The organism is Marinoscillum pacificum, assembly GCF_024714495.1.
GTDB lineage: Bacteria > Bacteroidota > Bacteroidia > Cytophagales > Cyclobacteriaceae > Marinoscillum > Marinoscillum pacificum.
In genome coordinates this window covers 86,646-105,576 of record NZ_JAMZMJ010000003.1, presented here as the reverse complement: position 1 = coordinate 105,576, position 18,931 = coordinate 86,646, and the positions used below count along the sequence as shown (strand labels likewise).

At 39.0% G+C, this 18,931-nt stretch carries 17 protein-coding genes; 7 read left to right on the top strand and 10 right to left on the bottom strand.

What is annotated here, in order from left to right; translation table 11 throughout:
• Positions 1 to 4: 4 nt before the first annotated feature.
• From NXS00_RS09755 to NXS00_RS09725, 7 genes are all read right to left on the bottom strand, one after another.
• Entirely contained in the window at positions 5 to 994 is a 990-nt protein-coding gene (locus NXS00_RS09755) for a ligase-associated DNA damage response exonuclease (protein ID WP_258098999.1), read from the bottom strand.
• Positions 991 to 1,614, bottom strand: coding sequence for a flavin reductase family protein (locus NXS00_RS09750; protein WP_258098998.1), 624 nt, complete (start codon positions 1,612 to 1,614; stop codon positions 991 to 993). The genes NXS00_RS09755 and NXS00_RS09750 overlap by 4 nt, the downstream gene beginning before the upstream one ends.
• Complete coding sequence (locus NXS00_RS09745) at positions 1,611 to 2,057, bottom strand: hypothetical protein (protein WP_258098997.1); 447 nt, start codon at positions 2,055 to 2,057, stop codon at positions 1,611 to 1,613. Before NXS00_RS09745 ends, NXS00_RS09750 begins: the two co-directional genes overlap by 4 nt.
• A 12-nt stretch (positions 2,058 to 2,069) precedes the next feature.
• Positions 2,070 to 2,333: a hypothetical protein gene (locus NXS00_RS09740; protein ID WP_258098996.1), complete on the bottom strand. Its 264-nt coding sequence runs from the start codon at positions 2,331 to 2,333 to the stop codon at positions 2,070 to 2,072.
• Positions 2,334 to 2,560: 227 nt separating this feature from the next.
• Positions 2,561 to 3,262, bottom strand: a complete 702-nt coding sequence (locus tag NXS00_RS09735; protein ID WP_258098995.1) for an SDR family NAD(P)-dependent oxidoreductase — start codon at positions 3,260 to 3,262, stop codon at positions 2,561 to 2,563.
• A 2-nt stretch (positions 3,263 to 3,264) separates the two neighbouring features.
• On the bottom strand, positions 3,265 to 3,942 hold the full coding sequence (gene folE / locus NXS00_RS09730) for a GTP cyclohydrolase I FolE (protein WP_258098994.1): 678 nt from the start codon (positions 3,940 to 3,942) through the stop codon (positions 3,265 to 3,267).
• Entirely contained in the window at positions 3,923 to 4,330 is a 408-nt protein-coding gene (locus NXS00_RS09725) for a 6-pyruvoyl trahydropterin synthase family protein (RefSeq protein ID WP_258098993.1), read from the bottom strand. The genes folE and NXS00_RS09725 overlap by 20 nt, the downstream gene beginning before the upstream one ends.
• 104 nt (positions 4,331 to 4,434) lie before the next feature.
• On the opposite strand from NXS00_RS09725, the gene NXS00_RS09720 reads away from it, so the two are divergent.
• The 5 genes from NXS00_RS09720 (at position 4,435) to NXS00_RS09700 (ending at position 12,043) form a co-directional block, all read left to right on the top strand.
• The gene (locus NXS00_RS09720) at positions 4,435 to 5,871 is read left to right on the top strand and encodes a phytoene desaturase family protein (protein ID WP_258098992.1); all 1,437 of its coding nucleotides are present in this window, start codon (positions 4,435 to 4,437) and stop codon (positions 5,869 to 5,871) included.
• Between the two features lie 151 nt (positions 5,872 to 6,022).
• Positions 6,023 to 6,445, top strand: coding sequence for a hypothetical protein (locus NXS00_RS09715; RefSeq protein WP_258098991.1), 423 nt, complete (start codon positions 6,023 to 6,025; stop codon positions 6,443 to 6,445).
• Between the two features lie 137 nt (positions 6,446 to 6,582).
• Complete coding sequence (locus NXS00_RS09710; protein WP_258098990.1) at positions 6,583 to 7,239, top strand: phosphoadenylyl-sulfate reductase; 657 nt, start codon at positions 6,583 to 6,585, stop codon at positions 7,237 to 7,239.
• A 34-nt stretch (positions 7,240 to 7,273) separates the two neighbouring features.
• Positions 7,274 to 8,194: an NAD-dependent epimerase/dehydratase family protein gene (locus tag NXS00_RS09705; protein WP_258098989.1), complete on the top strand. Its 921-nt coding sequence runs from the start codon at positions 7,274 to 7,276 to the stop codon at positions 8,192 to 8,194.
• 159 nt (positions 8,195 to 8,353) lie between these two features.
• Positions 8,354 to 12,043 carry a hybrid sensor histidine kinase/response regulator gene (locus tag NXS00_RS09700; RefSeq protein WP_258098988.1) on the top strand — a complete coding sequence of 1,230 codons (3,690 nt, stop codon included), beginning with the start codon at positions 8,354 to 8,356 and terminating at the stop codon, positions 12,041 to 12,043.
• On the opposite strand, the gene NXS00_RS09695 is transcribed toward NXS00_RS09700, so the two are convergent.
• The 3 genes from NXS00_RS09695 to NXS00_RS09685 form a co-directional block, all read right to left on the bottom strand.
• A complete protein-coding gene (locus tag NXS00_RS09695; RefSeq protein WP_258098987.1) occupies positions 12,006 to 12,896 on the bottom strand; it encodes a flavin reductase family protein in 891 nt (296 codons plus the stop codon). The two genes, NXS00_RS09700 and NXS00_RS09695, sit on opposite strands and share 38 nt — an antisense overlap.
• Before the next feature lie 5 nt (positions 12,897 to 12,901).
• On the bottom strand, positions 12,902 to 14,173 hold the full coding sequence (gene fahA, locus NXS00_RS09690; protein ID WP_258098986.1) for a fumarylacetoacetase: 1,272 nt from the start codon (positions 14,171 to 14,173) through the stop codon (positions 12,902 to 12,904).
• A gap of 66 nt (positions 14,174 to 14,239) precedes the next feature.
• Positions 14,240 to 15,373: an MFS transporter gene (locus NXS00_RS09685; RefSeq protein ID WP_258098985.1), complete on the bottom strand. Its 1,134-nt coding sequence runs from the start codon at positions 15,371 to 15,373 to the stop codon at positions 14,240 to 14,242.
• Between the two features lie 196 nt (positions 15,374 to 15,569).
• On the opposite strand from NXS00_RS09685, the gene NXS00_RS09680 reads away from it, so the two are divergent.
• Together NXS00_RS09680 and NXS00_RS09675 are read left to right on the top strand one after the other, a co-directional pair.
• Positions 15,570 to 18,251, top strand: a complete 2,682-nt coding sequence (locus tag NXS00_RS09680) for a valine--tRNA ligase (RefSeq protein WP_258098984.1) — start codon at positions 15,570 to 15,572, stop codon at positions 18,249 to 18,251.
• A gap of 134 nt (positions 18,252 to 18,385) precedes the next feature.
• Complete coding sequence (locus NXS00_RS09675) at positions 18,386 to 18,910, top strand: RBBP9/YdeN family alpha/beta hydrolase (protein WP_258098983.1); 525 nt, start codon at positions 18,386 to 18,388, stop codon at positions 18,908 to 18,910.
• Positions 18,911 to 18,931: the final 21 nt, after the last annotated feature.

Sequence of the window (18,931 nt, the reverse complement as noted above, 5' to 3'; positions counted from 1 at the left end):
CCACTCATTCTTCAGCTTCAAAAGAGGTTTCCACAATACCTGCTTCGATCCCTTGTTGCTCAAGCCATCTTTGAAAAACATCGGTATATCCATGCGTTACATAAACTCGTTCAGCACGTGTAGCCGCAATGGCCTGATTCAGTTCATCCCAGTCTGCATGATCGGACATGACGAATCCATGACCTGAGTTTCTTCTACGCTTTATGCCACGTATCTGCATCCAACCTGACACTGTTGCTACTTCGTAGGGTTGGAATTTCCGCATCCAGGAAGTCCCTATTGATGATGATGGCGTAATTACCAAACTACCCTTGTAGAGGCTTTTATCAACATCAGGAGATGCATAAGTATATTTAGGAAGCTTAGCTCCATCTCGCTCTAGCGCTTCATTGACATTAGCCACCGCACCCTGAACATATATTTCACCTATTGAGTTATCTACATTAACAAGTAGTCTTTGTGCTTTTCCTAAGGCATACGCACATAAAATACTTGTTTTTCCATCGTTGGCATTCTGCTGCCACCAGTTATTGATTTGACCAATTACTTCAGTTTGAGGCTTCCATTTAAAAACAGGCAAACCAAAAGTAGTTTCTGTAATAAATGTATGACATGGTACTGGCTCAAACTCTCCACTAAATCCATCATCACCCAATTTGTAATCTCCTGAAACAACCCAAACTTCACCTTTATACTCTACTCGAACCTGAGAGGAGCCCCAAATATGACCTGCCGGATGAAAGGATACCTTCACACCATTTATCACACGGTGATCTCCATAATCCATTAACTCAAGATTGATATCAGCACCTAAACGAAGTTTGAGAATTTCCTTATTCAAACGCTGCGCCAAATACCATTGGTTACCAGGTCTGGCATGGTCTGAATGTGCATGGGTAATTATAGCTTTTGCAACTGGTTTCCATGGATCAATGAAAAAATCTCCCTGCTCACAATAAATTCCTGACTCTGTATATGAGAGCAGCCCATTCATATTTGTTTAGGCTTGTGATCAGGTTTTGGATAGGAATATCTAGCGATTCGAGTGGTTTTGTGGTAACTATCTAAACCAGAGCAAGTGATCGTTCCGGCCGATTCAATGTCCACATACCCATCCGCAGCAACAACACCCTCAGGCAAGTCAATGTAAACAATTTGTCCTATTATGAAATGGGTATTATTGCTCTGAATATCAAATTTCTCTTTTAATTCACACGCTATCTTTAAGTGAGATTCTTTAACAAATGGAGCTTCAACTCCATTAACAAAGCTCTCAGTGAGTCCACAATTTTCAAACTCGCTTCCATCCCACCTTGCAGCGGTATGATGAGCTTTCTCTAGAAACGATTCATGAATATGATTAACTGTGAAGATCCCGGTCTTATATATATTTTCCAGTGTATGTCTTGGAACAACATCTGGCCTGAATAATAATCCTAGTAACGGTGGATTAGCACCAACATGTATGATTTGGCTTATTGGAGCAAGGTTTGTCAGCCCATCTTCATTGATCGACCCAACAAGAGAAACACTCTTAAACCCCGTGATGCTATTGATTAAATTTCCACGATAGCGCGTTTCTAATCTATTGATATCTTCTGACTGAAGAATCATTCAGCTACAGCTTGCTCTAAAGTATCACAATACCTGATATCAAGTTGTTGACTTAATGACTCTGGCATTTTTTCAAGCAATGGTCTTCTTGCAAGCTCAACCGCTTTTACAAACCACTGAAGATCAGGAAGTAACTTTCTATGCTGAGTTAATCCATATTCGACCATTTCTGTCTTCCACTCAAGAAAATACCATTCCATAGAAGGTTGATGAAATGTCCTTAGATTTCTTTTATCGAATATGAATTTTCTATACTTAGAAGATCTAGCAACATTACTGATTTGATTGAAGGTCTCGATAAAGAATCGAATAGGAACATAATCGACAGTGATCACACAACTAATTATGCCCTGTTTGCTATTGATGTAAACCTCAGTATATGCGTTGGAGAATTCTAATTTAAATCCCAAATCACTGAGACTCTTTTCTGTTACATCATTCATAGAAATATACGGTTAATGATATCCAAAGCTATTTTTTTCATTGTCTCCATCTACCTTCTTCTTGAAGTCCTCTAATTCTCCTTCAAGTTTCGTCACATATTCAAAAGCAGACTTCATCATGTTTTCTTGAGCTGAAAGTTGCTCCTTAAGTATACCCATCTCTTTCGTAATATGTTCGACTTTCTGTTCATATTCCTGCTTGAGACGGTCATTCTCCAATTGAGCTTTCCGCAACTCTTCCCTAAATATCATGAATGCTTCTGGTGGTCGCCCCATAACAATAGTTTAAATTCAGATACTATATAATCTGTTGTAGGAAAATGTTTTGACTTTTTTATTAAACCCAGATTATTCAATAGAATATTGGAAGGGGTCATCTAAAATATTCTATTGAATATTGACGAAATAATTCTTTATTCAAGAATTATTTGTCATGGTAACCCTGACAAAGCAAAGCTTTCGTCAGCCCTTCGGGCAAATTATGCATTAAAACATAATTTGGGTTAAAGTGGCCTAACCGAGGACATACCTCCATCCAGGTGAAGTATTTGGCCGGTCATCCATTTGGTAGCATCAGATAGTAAATACAATACTCCTTCTGCAATCTCATCAGCAGAGCCAACTTTCTTTAGTGGGTGTCTTTCCTCTGATGCTTTTCTTTTTTCTTCTGTAGCAAGCAATGCTGAAGCCAATGGTGTATCTGTTAGACTAGGAGCAATGGCATTAACCCTAATTTTTTGCCTCGCAAATTCTGCTGCCAGGGATTTAACAACCCCTTCCAATGCTCCTTTGGAAGCTGCCACACTAGTATGGTAATTCATCCCCTGATGAACAGCCACAGTACTAAAAAAGACTATGGAAGAAGTTTCTGACTTTCTTAAACTCTTTAAACAAGCTTTGAGGACTTTAATTCCGCCTAATACATTGAGATTAAAGTCCTCTAAATACTGCTCTGGTTTTAAACTTTGAAAAGGTTTCAAATTGATATTACCAGGACAGTAAACTAAGCCATCTATCTGTTCAGGTAATCCTTCAATTGCATCAAAATCAGAAGTAACATCAAGTGAAATATTGGACACTTCGCTATGCTCGCGTCTCGCAATATTCGTTACTTCCGCTCCTGCAGCTAATAATTTTGAAACTACGGCTTCACCTATTCCACTTGTTCCGCCGACAACCACAATGTGTTTTCCAGCAAAATCCATGATTATCTTAAGTCAGATTTGGTATTGATATAGTTCAAAAACTCAGTCTTTACATTCTGATCGTTGAATTTACCATCGAAGAATGCAGTTCCTGTCATACTGTTGGTATCATTTACTCCTCTAGAAGACACACACATATGAGTAGCATCTAGAACAACTGCTACATCTTCTGTATGCAACACATCTTTCAACTCATTAGCGATCTGCATGGTCAAACGCTCCTGAACTTGAGGTCGCTTTGCATAGTATTGAACAATGCGATTGATTTTGGACAATCCAATTACTTTTCCACTACTGAAGTAAGCTACATGCGCTTTTCCGTAGATTGGCACAAAGTGATGTTCACAATGAGAATAGAAAGTGATATCCTTCTCTACCAACATTTGATCATACTTAAACTTATTCTCAAATAGCTTGGCCTTCGGTTTATTATTGGGGTTTAGCCCACTAAAAACTTCCTGAACGTACATCTTAGCTACTCTACGAGGAGTGCCTTGTAAGCTATCATCCGTCAAATCGAGTCCAAGAATTTCCATTATTTCTTTGAAGTGCTTAGAGATTAATTCAATCTTTAGCTCATCATCTTTCTCAAATGCGTCTGGACGCAATGGGGTGTCATCTGAAGACCCTACATGATCCTCTTCTAATTCATCTTCCATATTATGCGGGGTATTCAACATAGTTTCTTTCTGTTTCGTACAAGGTAACTTTCATATCTAATCGCTCATCGATCTTAGGCCTCAAAATATTGTAGATCACTACTGCAATATTCTCAGCGGTTGGATTGAGCTCTCTAAACTCTTCTGTGTCAAGATTTAAATTTTTGTGGTCAAACCGAACCAATACATGCTTTTTAATCAGATCACTTAGCTCTTTCATATCATACACATATCCTGTATCAGGATCTGGCTCTCCAATCAACTTCACCACCAATTCATAATTATGTCCGTGCCAGTTGGGGTTATTGCATTTCCCAAATACTTCATCGTTCTTCTCTTCACTCCACTTAGGATTATTAAGACGATGGGCTGCATTAAAATGTTCCTTTCGGTATACTGCTATCTTCATCAATTCCTGCTTTCAGCAAAATAGTAACATTCTTTCCACAAATTTCCTCTCAAACATAATGCAAAATCTTTTTGTTTAACTTTTTTATTATTTATTTAAACATAATGAAAGACGTAATCGTCATCGGGAGCGGAATGGGAGCCTTGAGCGCAGCAGCAATGTTGTGTACCAAAGGATTAAAACCATTAATAATAGAACAAAACTGGCAACCAGGAGGCTGTACTTCCTCCTATTGGAGAAAAGGATATGTTTTTGAAAGTGGAGCAACAACTTTGGTTGGACTTGATAAGCACATGCCTTTAAGGTTTCTTCTTGATCAAACGGGCATTGAATTAAATGCTCGAAAACTGGAGCTTCCAATGCAAGTTCACCTAGATGGCAAAATCATTAATCGATATCAGGATTTATCTAAATGGAAAGTTGAAGCCTCGAAACATTTTGGTGGCAATCAAGATCACTTCTGGGATCAAGCATATGCTATTAGTCAGTTTGTATGGAAGTCCTCAACCAAGTATTTGCACTTCCCTCCCAATAAGCTTGTCGATTGGGTTAGCCTAGTAAAGAAAGCAAACCCACTTGATGTTATTAAAGCTCAATATGCCTTAAAGTCTACTGCAAGAATTCTAGAAAAACATCAACTGGACAGTTCAGCATTTAGAAAGTTCGTAGATGAACAATTACTCATAACAGCTCAGAATCAAGCAAATGAAGTCAATCATCTATTCGGCGCGGCTGCCTTGTGCTACACCAATTATAGCAATTACTACATAGATGGAGGACTTCTTAATTTAGTCACTCCAATCATTGAGTACATTCAATCTAATGGAGGTGAAATAATGTATAGAGAAGAGGTGCAGTCTATTGCTCATTCAAAAGACGTGTATCGCATACACACCAAAACTAACGATTATAATGCTCCTTATTTGATTTCAGGGATTCCTTTGAATAACCTTCTCTCATTGGATCAAGAAATCATCCGACCTGAAACGAGAAACAAGGAATTAAAATCAGATCAGTTGTACAGTGCGCTTCAAATGGGTATAGCTTTCAAAAGTCATAGGGATTATGAAAGCCTACATCATCAGATTCATCTTGATTCTCCATTAGAGGAAACTGGAAGTAGCAGCATTTTTGTAAGCCTGAGTCATCCGAAAGATCAATCTAGATCGAAAGATGGAGCTACTGTTGCAAGTATTAGCACTCATATTAAAGACCCACTACATTCCATCATTGATTCTTCCAAAGTTGAGAAGGCTATTGTTCAAACCTTACTCAAACACAATTTCTTAAAAGAAGGGAATATTCTTTTCAGTCACAGCAGTGGACCAAAATCATGGAGCAAATGGACAGGTAGAGCATTTGGCTTTGTTGGTGGTTATCCTCAGTTTTTATCTATTAAGCCGTGGCAAATGGTAGAAGCACGCCTTGACAATCATAAAGCTTATCAATGTGGAGACACTGCATATCCTGGCCAGGGAATTCCAGGTGCAACGCTTAGTGGCATCGTCGCAGCACAAAAACTCACCTCTGACTGGCTTTAATCCTATTTTATCTAGACATACTTAAACAATTCCGTCGTTAGAAAGATTATACTTTTCACATATTTATTTGCATTATTTTATTGTTCGTTAGGATGAATTAACTATATTTATCGACGAAACCACTAAAATACTAGATAAGATTATGGGATGGATGCAATCAATTTTCTCCGGAGGCAAGGAGAAAGATCATGTCATCAAACTCGCACTGATCGCCGAAGCACAGAGCACATTTGATCCAGAAGAATTACAAATTCTGATGAAAGAAGTAAGCTTTACTCCAGCAGTAAACTCGAAATCAGCATCAGATTTAGAAAAATACCGCACACGTTTACCCCAAGACTCAAGAGAGAAATTCTCAGTTGTCTTTTACCTCGTCAACAAATTCATGCTTAATGGAGCCCTATCAGACAAGCGTGAAACATTGATAACAAAACTGATCATTGGAATGGATCTTTCAAGAGAGAAAGCCATAGAATTAGTATCATTTCTAAAAATGAATATTAGAAATGGACTGTCCGAAGAAGACTCCTTTAGCCGTCTGGGCTATCTTCTTGAGAGAGCAAAATATGCTTAAACCTACCCAGGCCGCAGCTTCATGCTGCGGCCAATCCCAACACAACTTCAAGAATCATCCTTTCGATTCGTAAGAAAAAACTCACATTGTTTGAATTATTAAGGCTTAATTGTTGTTTTGCACACTAAATTCGAGCAATGGAAATTCCACAAATACAAGAAAAACTCGAAGCCTACCATGCTGCTGGAAAGAAACTTTTTACCACAAGTTCTTTTCAGACACACAGTTTGGTTATGCTTCACATCATAAGCCGTATAGACAATTCCATACCTGTCTATTTTTTGAATACGGGTTATCATTTTCCTGAGACAGTTGCATTCAAAGATCTTGTAGCTGAACAATTTGGACTGAACGTGATAGAAACAAAATCCTCCATGCCGAGATATATGCAACGTAACGAGGAAGGCAGATTATTATTTACCTCTGATCCAGATCACTGTTGCTTTATTAATAAAACTGCTCCAACAGAAGAATTGCTTAAAACACATGATGTATGGATTAATGGTGTACGTGGTGATCAAAGTGCCATTAGAAAAGCAATGAAAGTAGAGCAAGATGCACCTTTCAACACAGTCCGTTTCCATCCAATGCTTGACTGGAACATGAAAACCATTTTTGCATACATCAAAGAGCACAACCTACCTCGACATCCATTGGATTCCAAAGGATACATGAGTATTGGCTGTGAACCTTGTACTCGAAAACTTGATCCTGAAATGCAGGAACGTGAAGCCAGGTGGTTTGGCCTTAATAAAGTGGAATGTGGTCTCCACACGGACCTGGTTAAGAAATAATCCACGATTCACTCTCTTTTTTACTTTAGCGACTATGAATATTTTAATTACCGGTGGAGCCGGATATCTGGGTACAGAGTTGATCAAAAAACTCTCACAAAACCCGGAAGTCAATCAGATCAAAATATATGACAACCTAAGCCGTGATAACTACGCGCTTTTTACTGGACATAAATATCACCAATCAGAAAACATCTCTTTTATACATGGTGAGCTGCTTGATTCCAGAAAATTAAAAAAGGCCCTGAAAGATGTAGACGTGGTTTATCATCTGGCAGCAAATGTCACCACTCCATTTGCTAATACAGACCCTCATTTCTTCGAGCAAGTGAATCACTGGGGAACAGCTGAATTAGTTTATGCGGTTGAAGAGAGCAATGTCAAACAGTTCATCTACAGCAGTAGTATTGGTGTTTATGGCTCCTCAAGTAAAGAAATTAACGAAGACACTACTCCTAACCCGAGAACTTTTTATGCCATCTCCAAATTTAGAGGAGAAGAGCATGTGGAGAGGTTAAAGTCCAAAATGAAGACGCATATCATCAGATGTGGCAACATTTATGGCTATAGTAGAAGCATGCGTTTTGATTCGGTAATTAATAAATTCGTTTTTGAGAGTAATTTCAACAATCGAATCACCATTCATGGTGATGGTAAGCAGGCGAGAGCATTCATCCATATTGACCATATCACCAATACTTTTGATCAATTACTAAATTCAGAAGCACCTTCAGGCACTTACAACCTGGTAGGTCACAATATGAATATTCTGGACATTGTGGATGTCATGAAAGAAGTCAATCCTGGTTTAGAATTTATTTTTATCAATCAACATTTGAAGCTAAGAAATATACTCGTTAACGCTGACCTCAAATTGGGCAAGTATATAAACGTTGACTATGATGTTTCTTTCCATGATCAAATTAAAGAGTTCCATCAAAAATTCTCTTTCTAAAGTGTGATAATCCTGTTTCTAAAAAACATCCAAAATGTAAATCTATACCAGTAGATACTTGATTTTATTCATCGTGAAAATGCTAGCATTAAGGTGTAATTATCCCTCATTCGTGCATTTTCTCAGAAATGGAATGGCAATAGTTTGTATCTTCATGGCATGAATTTTCACCGATTCAGGATTATCATTGTTAACCTACTTCTTTCCCTGAGTGCGTTTGCTCAGCCAAAGAATCCTTTATTCTATCATGTCTATGCTGATTTCGGCATGACCAGTGACAAAACCACAGTAGTCCATCAGGATTTCCATGGCTATATGTGGATAGGCTCTGAGGAAGGGCTGAATAAATTTATATCATATACCGACAGCAAGTTTGACCAATACAGAAGCAACAGATCTGATAGCTCAACCTTGGACAATGACTACATCACCTCACTTTATGAGGATTCACATCAAACGCTTTGGGTTGGCACTTTAACCGGATTGAATAAATACAATCGGGTTCATGACAATTTTGAACGAATCAGCCAGAATCACAAAGCATTGATGAATAAGCGCATCAATGAAATTGTAGAGTTCAATAATCACCTATGGGTAGCTACAGATGAACTGCTCTTTGTATACGACCCGATTCAGGATAGTATCAAAAAAGTATTTGACTGGAAAAGTATAAATGGAAACCTGGCAAGTTTCAATGCCCTATATCCCTCTTCCGATCATATGTGGGTTGGCACATCTGATGGGTTATATCTGATGGAAAACATGAAAATGAATCCAGTAGATGGATTTGATCATGTAGAAGTTACTAGCATCGCGGTTGATGCCCGACAAAGAATAATCATTGGTAGCAAAAAGTCAGGCGCATTCATATTGGACAAATCAGGTCAGATCACCAACCTAACTTCGAATTCCAATCCAGAAATAGCTAGTAATCAGGTAAATGACCTCATTTGCAGATCGAATGGTGATATATGGTTTGCCACAAATGCAGGACTTACGTTCTTCCACCCAAAAGATAACTCAAGTGCCACTTTGCGATATGATTTTAACAACTTCTACGGCTTGTCTGATCATGAGGTAAGAAACCTCTTTCAAGATAATGCCGGTGGTATCTGGATGACCACTCCTCTCGGTGGAATTAATTATTATCACGACTCTGACAACCAGTTTGATTATTACGGACCAAAAACAAGTCACGCTCAGTCTGACGAGTTGATGGATTACAATGTATTGTCTTTAATGTCAGACAAACCCAACAAAGAACTATGGGTTGGCTCAAGGACTGGAATTTCGAAATATTCTGTTGACAATCAAAAATTCAAGCATTATCAATTCAAAATAGATGGCAAGAAGATAAACAACCAAATTCTATCCATAGCAAAGGACAACAGTAATACCTTTTGGTTAGGAACGGAAAAAGGGCTGTACACCTGGAATGAATCATCTGAACAGTTTAAGGCAGTTGATCATCATCCTGATTTTGGAGACAAGATTAACGTCGTTTTCGTAGACAACAAGGGCATCATATGGGTCGGCACACAATCAAAAGGTTTAAAACGCCTTGGTGAAAAATTAGACGAATATGATGTTCATGTCTCTATAGCAGAAGATAGAATTACGCTGGCGAATGTTAACGATATTTTCCAAATAGAGAATGGTGAAATTTGGGTAGCAACTGCTAGCGGACTCTATAAAGTACAAGATAATAAGCTTGTAGCCAGACCCTTAAATCTACCAGGAGGAGACAAAGTACATAATGCATGGATCAATTATCTATGCCAGAGTACACAAGGAGAACTAATCGTTGGTACTAAACACGAAGGACTAATTATCTTAAAAAATAACGAACCTGAAGACCAGATCATGGTGGACAGAAGTTATGGATTACCTACCAATGACATTCGCTCCATGACTCGAGTCAATGATAACATGATTTGGATATCGACTAATGCAGGATTGAGTAAACTAACTACTGATAAAGACAGTGTGATTAAAACAACTAGTTTCTATTTCCATGATGGACTGCAAGGTAAACAGTTTACGACACGTGCTGGAGTTTCAGTTGGCAACAGGGTATATTTTGGAGGACTGAGTGGTTTAACCCATTTCAACCCAATAGAAGTTAAAGAATTTGACTTGCCCCTATTCGTTAATATAACGGCGCTTCATATCAATGATAAACTCATTAAGTCATCTACCCATCCAGAAATCCTCAAAAAAGCAATTGGAGTAACGGATACGCTAATTCTAGAACCTGATCAAAACAACTTTACTATTAGCTATATGGCCATGGATTACATGCGTCCTGACAGTGTAAAGTATAGGTTCATGTTGGAAAACTATGATAAAAACTGGCTATCCACCATTGATCGATCCGCTACCTATACCAATATACCAAGAGGTAGACAGTACACCTTCAAAGTTCAAGGAATAAGTCGCTTCAGAACCTGGAGCGAACCTGAAACACTGACCATCTATATCGCGCCTTACTTCTATGAAACCGCATGGTTCAAAATCATGGTCGCGTTTACCATTGTAGGGATATTGTTCGGAATATTGAGGTTTAGAGAGCAGTCTGCAGCTATAAAACAAAGAAATCTTCAACGCCTTGTAGACATAAAAACCAAAGAGCTTAAACTGGAAGTTGAAGAAAAAGAAAAAACTGCGGTGGAACTTGTCAAAGCAAAAAATGATGCTGAAAAAGCTAACCGCATTAAAAGTGAGTTTCTTGCAAATATCAGCCACGAGATCAGAACACCACTAAATGGAATTTTAGGCATGAGTCATTTGGTTTCTGAGAACGAACCAAACCCTGAAAACCGAGAAATGCTGAGCATTCTTGGAAGGTCTGCTGAATCCTTAAGAGAAATCATTGATGATCTTCTCGACCTAAGTAAGATTGAAGCTGGTAAATTCGATATTGATGTTGAAGAATTCAACCTACCAAGTCTTCTCAAAGAGATTACCATGGCCTTTCAGGCAGAAGCCAATTTAAAAGATGTCAAACTTTTCGCTGATATTGATACAAACATTCCGGAGCTCCTAATTGGTGATGAACTTAGGATCAAACAGATTGTGGTTAATCTACTTTCAAATAGCTTAAAATTCACCGAAAATGGTGGTATTGATATCATTGCGAAACTGATTTCCAGTGATGGACACGGAGCCGAAATCTTTGTGGGGGTCAAAGACACTGGAATTGGTATTCCAGTAGACAAACAAGACGAGATCTTCTCAAGTTTTGCGCAAGTCGAATCAGGCTCAAGACGCAAATACGGAGGAACCGGACTTGGCTTGGCAATATGTAAAAAACTAGTCAGCTTAATGGGTGGCAAGATCTGGGTTGAAAGCACTCCAGGAGAAGGCTCATTCTTTAAGTTTGAGGTAAAACTGAAGCATGTAGCTCATTCCGAAGCTAATGGCGAGTATAGCTCTAGTGTTTCTCTGCCAGAAGGTAAAAACATTTTACTTGTTGAAGACAATGCAGTCAATACAATGGTGGCTAAGAAAATGCTACTCAAATCAAACCAAAATGTCGATACAGCAATCAATGGACATGAAGCATTGAAACTTGCAGAAGTCCACAAATACGATCTAATTCTAATGGATGTACAAATGCCTGTAATGGATGGCTTAGAAGCAACTGTTCGAATTCGTCAGCTCAATTCCGGATCAGGAGACAGCCCAATCGTTGCACTAACAGCTGGTGCCATGCAACATGATAGAGAAAAGGCGCTGGAGGTAGGAATGAATGACTTCCTTGCCAAGCCAATCAACTATGATCAACTGGCAAGAATGATGGCCAAATACCTCAATAATCCTGAAGAAGTACCTTCCATGCAGAAATAGTATCTCCAGCATCCAAATGCTGGGCAGCTAGTTTATGAAGCTCATCTTGTATTTGATCAGGTTCGTGATCTATATATTCTAAAATGGCACTTACTTCTGGCTCTTTAGCAAACTCATCTATTTCGTTTTGCGAAGGTAGTTTCTCTACGTTTCCGAGCTTACCAAGATGATTTCCTGTTAGTACTTTACTGTTTTTAATACTATTTGGAATTTGATCTACTCCCATTCCTATTATTGTTATTGGTTTTGCAACTTCAAATAGCGCATCTCCTTGTGCGTGGCAATACCAATTGCCTCCCATACGAGATACGGCATCTAATTTAACAGGATCTATTTGATTATCAACAATAATTGACTCATCAATGTGAGCGAGCACTACTTCGCAGATTACAAGGTTACCAGCACCACCTTGATCGCCAAGTGGCTTTATTTCTTGAACTACACACTCAAAAGAGGCAGGAGATTCTCCCACGCGAGGTGTGGATACTTTTTCTGAAGGAACTGGAGTCAATCCAGATTTCTCGAATTCGTTTACCCCTTTAGCATATTCTGTGCTTGCCAGAGACATTTGTACTACCATATGATAATTCACAATAGAAATCGTCACTTCTTTTACTTCGTGAACATTATCGAGCGTATCCTTAGTTGAATTATCTCTTCCTCTTCGAGATGGTGAAAAAACTAATATTGGAGGATTAGATCCGAAGACATTGAAAAAAGAGAAAGGACTTAGGTTCACATTTCCTGCTTTATCTACAGTACTCGCCAGAGCAATAGGCCTTGGACCAATGGTACCTGTTAGGTATCGGTACATTTCCGGGTTTGAAACCACCTTAGGATCTATTCGCTTCATATCACTCATTTCGCTTTCAATATTTTATTAGTCACTTCACCAAAACCAATTCTCACACCTTCTCGCTCACCAAACCCTCTGACAGTAACTGTGTCTCCATCTTCTACAAATAATCGTTGGGATTCACCTTCAAGTGACAATGCTCGAGTTCCATTCCAGGAAAGCTCCAGCATACTACCAAATGAGTTTGAATCTTTACCACTTATTGTTCCGCTGGCATACAAATCTCCAACATTGATATTGCAGCCATTAACTGTGTGATGAGCCAATTGTTGACGGATATTCCAATAGACATTTCTATAGTTGGACGAAGTGATTTTGGTTTTCTTTTCACCTTCTGGCTCAATATAGACTTCCAATTTGACATCAAAATGAGCATCTCCTGAATAAGATAAATATTCAAGCACTTCGGGTTCTTGCTTTGGACCAGAAACTCTAAATGGTTCCATAGCTTCTATGGTAACCACCCAAGGTGACATGGATGACGCAAAGTTTTTGGCTAAGAATGGGCCTAAGGGTACATATTCCCATGTTTGTATATCTCTGGCAGACCAATCATTGAACAGTGTAAAACCAAAAATGAATTCCTCCGCTTGATCAGTGCCAACCGACTCTCCTAAAGTTGTAGACTTCCCGACAATAAACGCCATTTCCAATTCAAAATCCAACCGCTTAGTTGGTCCAAAAACGGGAGAAGTTTGTTCTTTAGATTTGGTTTGTCCTTTTGGTCTAAGAATATCTGTTCCACTGACCACAATACTACAGGCTCTTCCATGGTAGCCAACTGGCATGTGCTTCCAATTGGGGAGCAAAGCGTTTTCAGGGTCACGGAACATGGAGCCAACATTGAATGCATGTTGCTCGCTGGAATAAAAATCGGTGTAATCTCCTACTTTGACAGGTAATAGCATTTCAACTTCTGAAACTGGAATAAACACCTTTTCCTTTAAGTGATTATTAGTCTGAAGTTCCTGGTTTTCTAGTCTTAATAACTCGGATAGTCTACCCCGAACTGCATTCGTCATTTTTTTCCCTGTAGTAATAAAAGGGTTTAAACTGTTTTGATCAAAAACATCCAATGGCAGTTCTATTCCTTCAAAAAATCCCTCTTGTAACAAAACATGAAGGTTTATTACCTGATCACCTATTATAGATGCCACTTTCGGAGAATCATCTCCTTTCTTAAAAACACCAAAAGGCAGATTCTGAATCGGAAAATCAGAATCTGCCTTTACGTGTATCCAGGATTTTAAGCTGGGGTTATTCGCTTCGATCATGGGTTGTTGTTTGGTCATTAACAACCACAATGATAGAAGGTTAGTTTTTTATCACAAAATCACTTTTTAGAAATTGCCTGCTGCCACCAAAACAGCTTCCAAAATACCATTTGGCAATTCAAATCCAGCAAAGAAAATCCCTACACCAAATACCTTTTGCTTATCCTTCACTACCGTTAAGGCCAACGGCAAGAAACTTACAGACATCAAGGCGTAGAACACAATGAATAATACAACCAAAACAGTAAGAATCAAGTGATTGTCTATGAAGTAGATACCTGTGGTAACAGCCAATGTAGCCAGGATACTTAAAAGTATCGCTGAATAAACTGATCGAGACTCAGTGAATTTACTCATTGGTAGAGACAACACCGCTACTGCAGCAAGGATGATAGAAGCCAACCCGTCACCAGTTACACCAAATATTGCAAACCCTTTCTCTTCAAACCAAGTAGGAAATAAGTTAAATAAGACTGTAGTGACAATCCCCAATCCCATACCCAAGAAGAAAGCATACGTAAAATCTGACTTTCCAACTTCGGTTGTTTTTGGTTTATCGACTATAATAGTACTGTTCTTTCTAAGCAAGAGGCCACTAAAGAAAACAGCGACACCACCGACCACAAATGTCAAAGGCGCTCCTATAAAATTGATCAAATCAACAATAACAGGCTCTATTGAATAGAGTAACCCATAGACAATCGTTAAGACAGCCATGGCGGTTGGCAACTTTTTAGTTGGAACGAATAGTTCAATAGTAGAAAGTGCCGGACTTGTAAAGATCGCCATTGAGAACAACCACAGTGTTATCAACACCGGTAAAATCCATTTGAAAATTGGTCCAGGGTGAGCAAACAAAGTAAAGGCAGTGGCCATGAAAATCATGGCCGCAAAGCTCACTCCAGCTGAAATAATAGGTAATCTCTTACCTGCTTTTACTCTAAACTTATCTCCGAGACGTCCAGCAATCGGTGGAGCTATTACCATAATGATCCCTTGAACAATAAATAAGAAAAGTGTAAGGTCGGTAAAATTGTATGTTTCTAGTAAAATTGGCTGGTAGTTGTAATAAGCAATCCATCCGATTATTACTGATGCATATAAGGTAGCTAAACTGAAAAGTTGCTTCCAAAGAACTCCAGTATCTTCTGTGATTAAACTATTAGAATCGGTATGATCCAGGGCGGGATTTAACTCCATGGTTGATAATTTTTTAGTTGATAGGTTATACAAAGACTAAGTTTTAAACCTAGTAGGCAATGTACGTACATGTAAGACCTATTGGATGTTAATTGTTCAAATCTTTTCTTTAATGACTAAACAATTCACTCCCTACCGATTAAATATTTTAAATTTGCCGGCTTAATTCAATGTACAAAGAATTCTAATTTTCTCAATGGAGATTTCCACTAAATACGACCCAATACAAACCGAAGACAAATGGTACAAATATTGGATGGAAAACGGCTTTTTTAAGGCTAATGTAAACCCAGACAAAGAACCATACTCTATCGTCATTCCTCCACCCAATGTCACCGGAGTATTGCATATGGGCCATATGCTTAACAATACGATACAAGATGTATTGATTCGAAAAGCTAGGATGGAAGGCAAAGAAGCATGCTGGGTGCCAGGAACTGACCATGCATCGATTGCTACTGAAGCAAAAGTTGTAGCCATGCTTCGTGAAAAAGGCATTAAAAAAAGTGACCTTTCTCGTGATGAGTTTATGAAATATGCCTGGGAATGGAAAGAGAAATATGGAGGAATAATCCTGGAGCAGTTAAAGAAGCTAGGTGCTTCATGTGACTGGGATCGTACTGCCTTCACCATGGATGATGACTACTATGCGGCAGTTATCAAAGTATTCATTGACTTGTTTAATAAAGGCTTTATTTACAGAGGCCTTCGCATGATCAACTGGGACTGTGAAGCAAAAACAGCCCTTTCTAATGAAGAAGTAATCTATAAGGAAGGTGGCGAACAAGCCACTCTTTACTATGTAAACTATAAAATCAAAGACTCAGATGAAGTTGTAACAATCGCTACAGTTCGTCCAGAGACGATTTTAGGTGACGCAGCTATTGCTGTAAACCCGAACGATGAGCGTCATGCTCATTTGATTGGCAAAAAAGCTATCGTTCCATTCGTGGAGCGTGAGATTCCTATCATTGGTGACACTTATGTGGAATTGGATTTCGGTACTGGATGTCTGAAGGTAACTCCAGCCCACGATCCTAATGATTATGAAATTGGTCAGCGTCACAACCTGGAAGTGATCGACACCATCAACCTGGATGGAACACTTAACGAGAACTGTGGCATTGAGAAGTATGTTGGCAAGGATCGTTTTGTGGTAAGAAAAGAGATTGTAAAAGATCTAAAAGAAGCTGAATTCCTGACCAAAGAAGAACAGTTTACTACCAGAATTGGTCGATCTGAAAGAACAAACACGGTAGTAGAGCCTAAACTCTCTCTTCAGTGGTTCATTAAAATGAAGGAGATTTCCAGAACTGCTCATCAGGTAGTAATGGAAGATGAAATATTGCTTCACCCACCAAAATTCAAAAACACTTACAACCACTGGATGGACAATGTAAGAGATTGGTGTATTTCACGTCAGTTGTGGTGGGGACAAAGAATTCCAGCCTACTACTATGGTGAAGGTGAGGATGACTTTGTAGTAGCAGCCAATATCGAAGATGCCATTGCTTTAGCTAAAGAAAAGTCTGGTAATAGCAACTTGTCAGAAGCTGACCTAAAGCAAGACGAGGACGTATTGGACACTTGGGCTTCTTCATGGTTGTTCCCGTTGGCAGTATTTGATGGGTTCAACGATGAGTATTTTGACCAGAAGACAGGTAAAATCATTCCAGGTAAGAATCCAGAATTGGATTACTTCTACCCTACTGACACGTTAGTAACTGCTCCAGAAATCTTATTCTTCTGGGTAGCTAGAATGATCATTGCCGGATATGAATACAAGGGTGAGAAGCCTTTCAAAAATGTGTACTTAACAGGTATCGTTCGCGATAAACAACGTAGAAAGATGTCCAAATCATTGGGCAATTCTCCTGATCCACTTGACTTAATCAAGGAGTATGGTGCTGATGGCGTAAGAACGGGTATGTTGTTCTCCTCTCCTGCTGGTAACGACTTATTGTTTGACGAAAAACTGGTAGAACAAGGAAGAAACTTTGCTAACAAAATATGGAATGCATTCCGTCTGGTAAAAGGTTGGGAAACCAATGCTGATGCTCAGCCAGAAGTCAACAAGCTTGCAATCGAATGGATCGAAAACCGATTCAATGAAGCAAAAGCGGAACTTGAAGATCATTTCAGCAAATACAGATTGTCTGATGCCTTAATGACTTCTTACAAGTTGGTATGGAACGACTTCTGTAGCTGGTATCTGGAGTGGATCAAGCCAGGTTACGAGCAGCCTATTGATCAGGCTACTTATGATAAAACTTTGGAGTTGTTTGAGTCGGTAGTGAAATTACTTCACCCATTCATGCCTTTTATCACTGAAGAGATCTGGCAGAACATTAGCGAAAGAAGTACAGAAGAAAGCTTAATTATAGCTAGCTGGCCTGAAACAAAAGCATGTGATGCTCAAGTTTTAGAAGAAGGAGAATTGTTATTTGAGATCACTTCCAACATCAGAAACCTGAGAAGCAGCAAAGGTATCTCTCCAAAAGAAGAGCTGGAACTTGCTGTGAAAACAGACAAACCAGAGCTCATCAATAAGATTGGTTCATCTATTGCAAAGCTAGCGAACGTTTCTAAGCTCGACATCATAGAAGAAAAGCCTGACAATTGCTTCAGCTTTGTGGTGAAGTCGCACGAACTATTTGTTCCGGTATCAGAAGAAATCGATGTAGAAGCAGAACGTGCTAAGTTGACTGAAGAGCTGAATTACACCAAAGGCTTCTTGAAGTCTGTTGAGAAGAAACTTAGCAATGAGCGATTTGTGGCTGGCGCTCCAGAACAGGTTGTTGCAATGGAGAAAAAGAAGCAAGCTGATGCTGAGGCTAAAATCGCTTCGCTGGAAGCAAGTCTTGCATCTCTGAGTTAAGAGGAAGCAATTAGATGTTATAATTTCTAACCTCCTGTGTGTTAACAGGAGGTTAGATTCCTTATTCATTTTAGGAATTAAATTCCTCCATTCGTCGGAATGACAAAAAGGACATAAACTGGTACTGCACACTTATGAAGGTATTGAACATACCAGGATGGAAAAATTCTGATAAGGGTCACTGGCAATCTCTTTGGGAAGCTAGTGACCCTTCTGTTTTTACGAGGATCCAACAAGAAAACTGGGATTATCCTAATAAAGATGAATGGGTTCCTAAAATTGCTCAAGCTATCCAATCAGCAGGACCAGAAGTCTTGATTACAGCTCATAGTATTGGCGTCGCAGCTTTTGTTCATGCAGTCCAGGAATATGATCTAAAGGTAAAAGGTGCGTTGTTAGTCGCATCAAGTGATGCCGAAAAGCCAGATTATCCCAAAGAAATAACCGGATTCACTCCTATTCCAAGAATCAAGCTACCTTTTCGATCAATCGTTGTAGCCAGTACCAATGACTCAGCTGTTCATTATACAAGAGCCGCTGAATTCGCAATTGACTGGGGTAGCACTTTAAATGTACTAAATGATGCCGGTCATATCGAAACTAAAAGTGGATTTGGTGAATGGCTCAACGGTATGAGATTATTGAAATCGATGGCTTAAATCAAAAAGGTTATTTGTCAT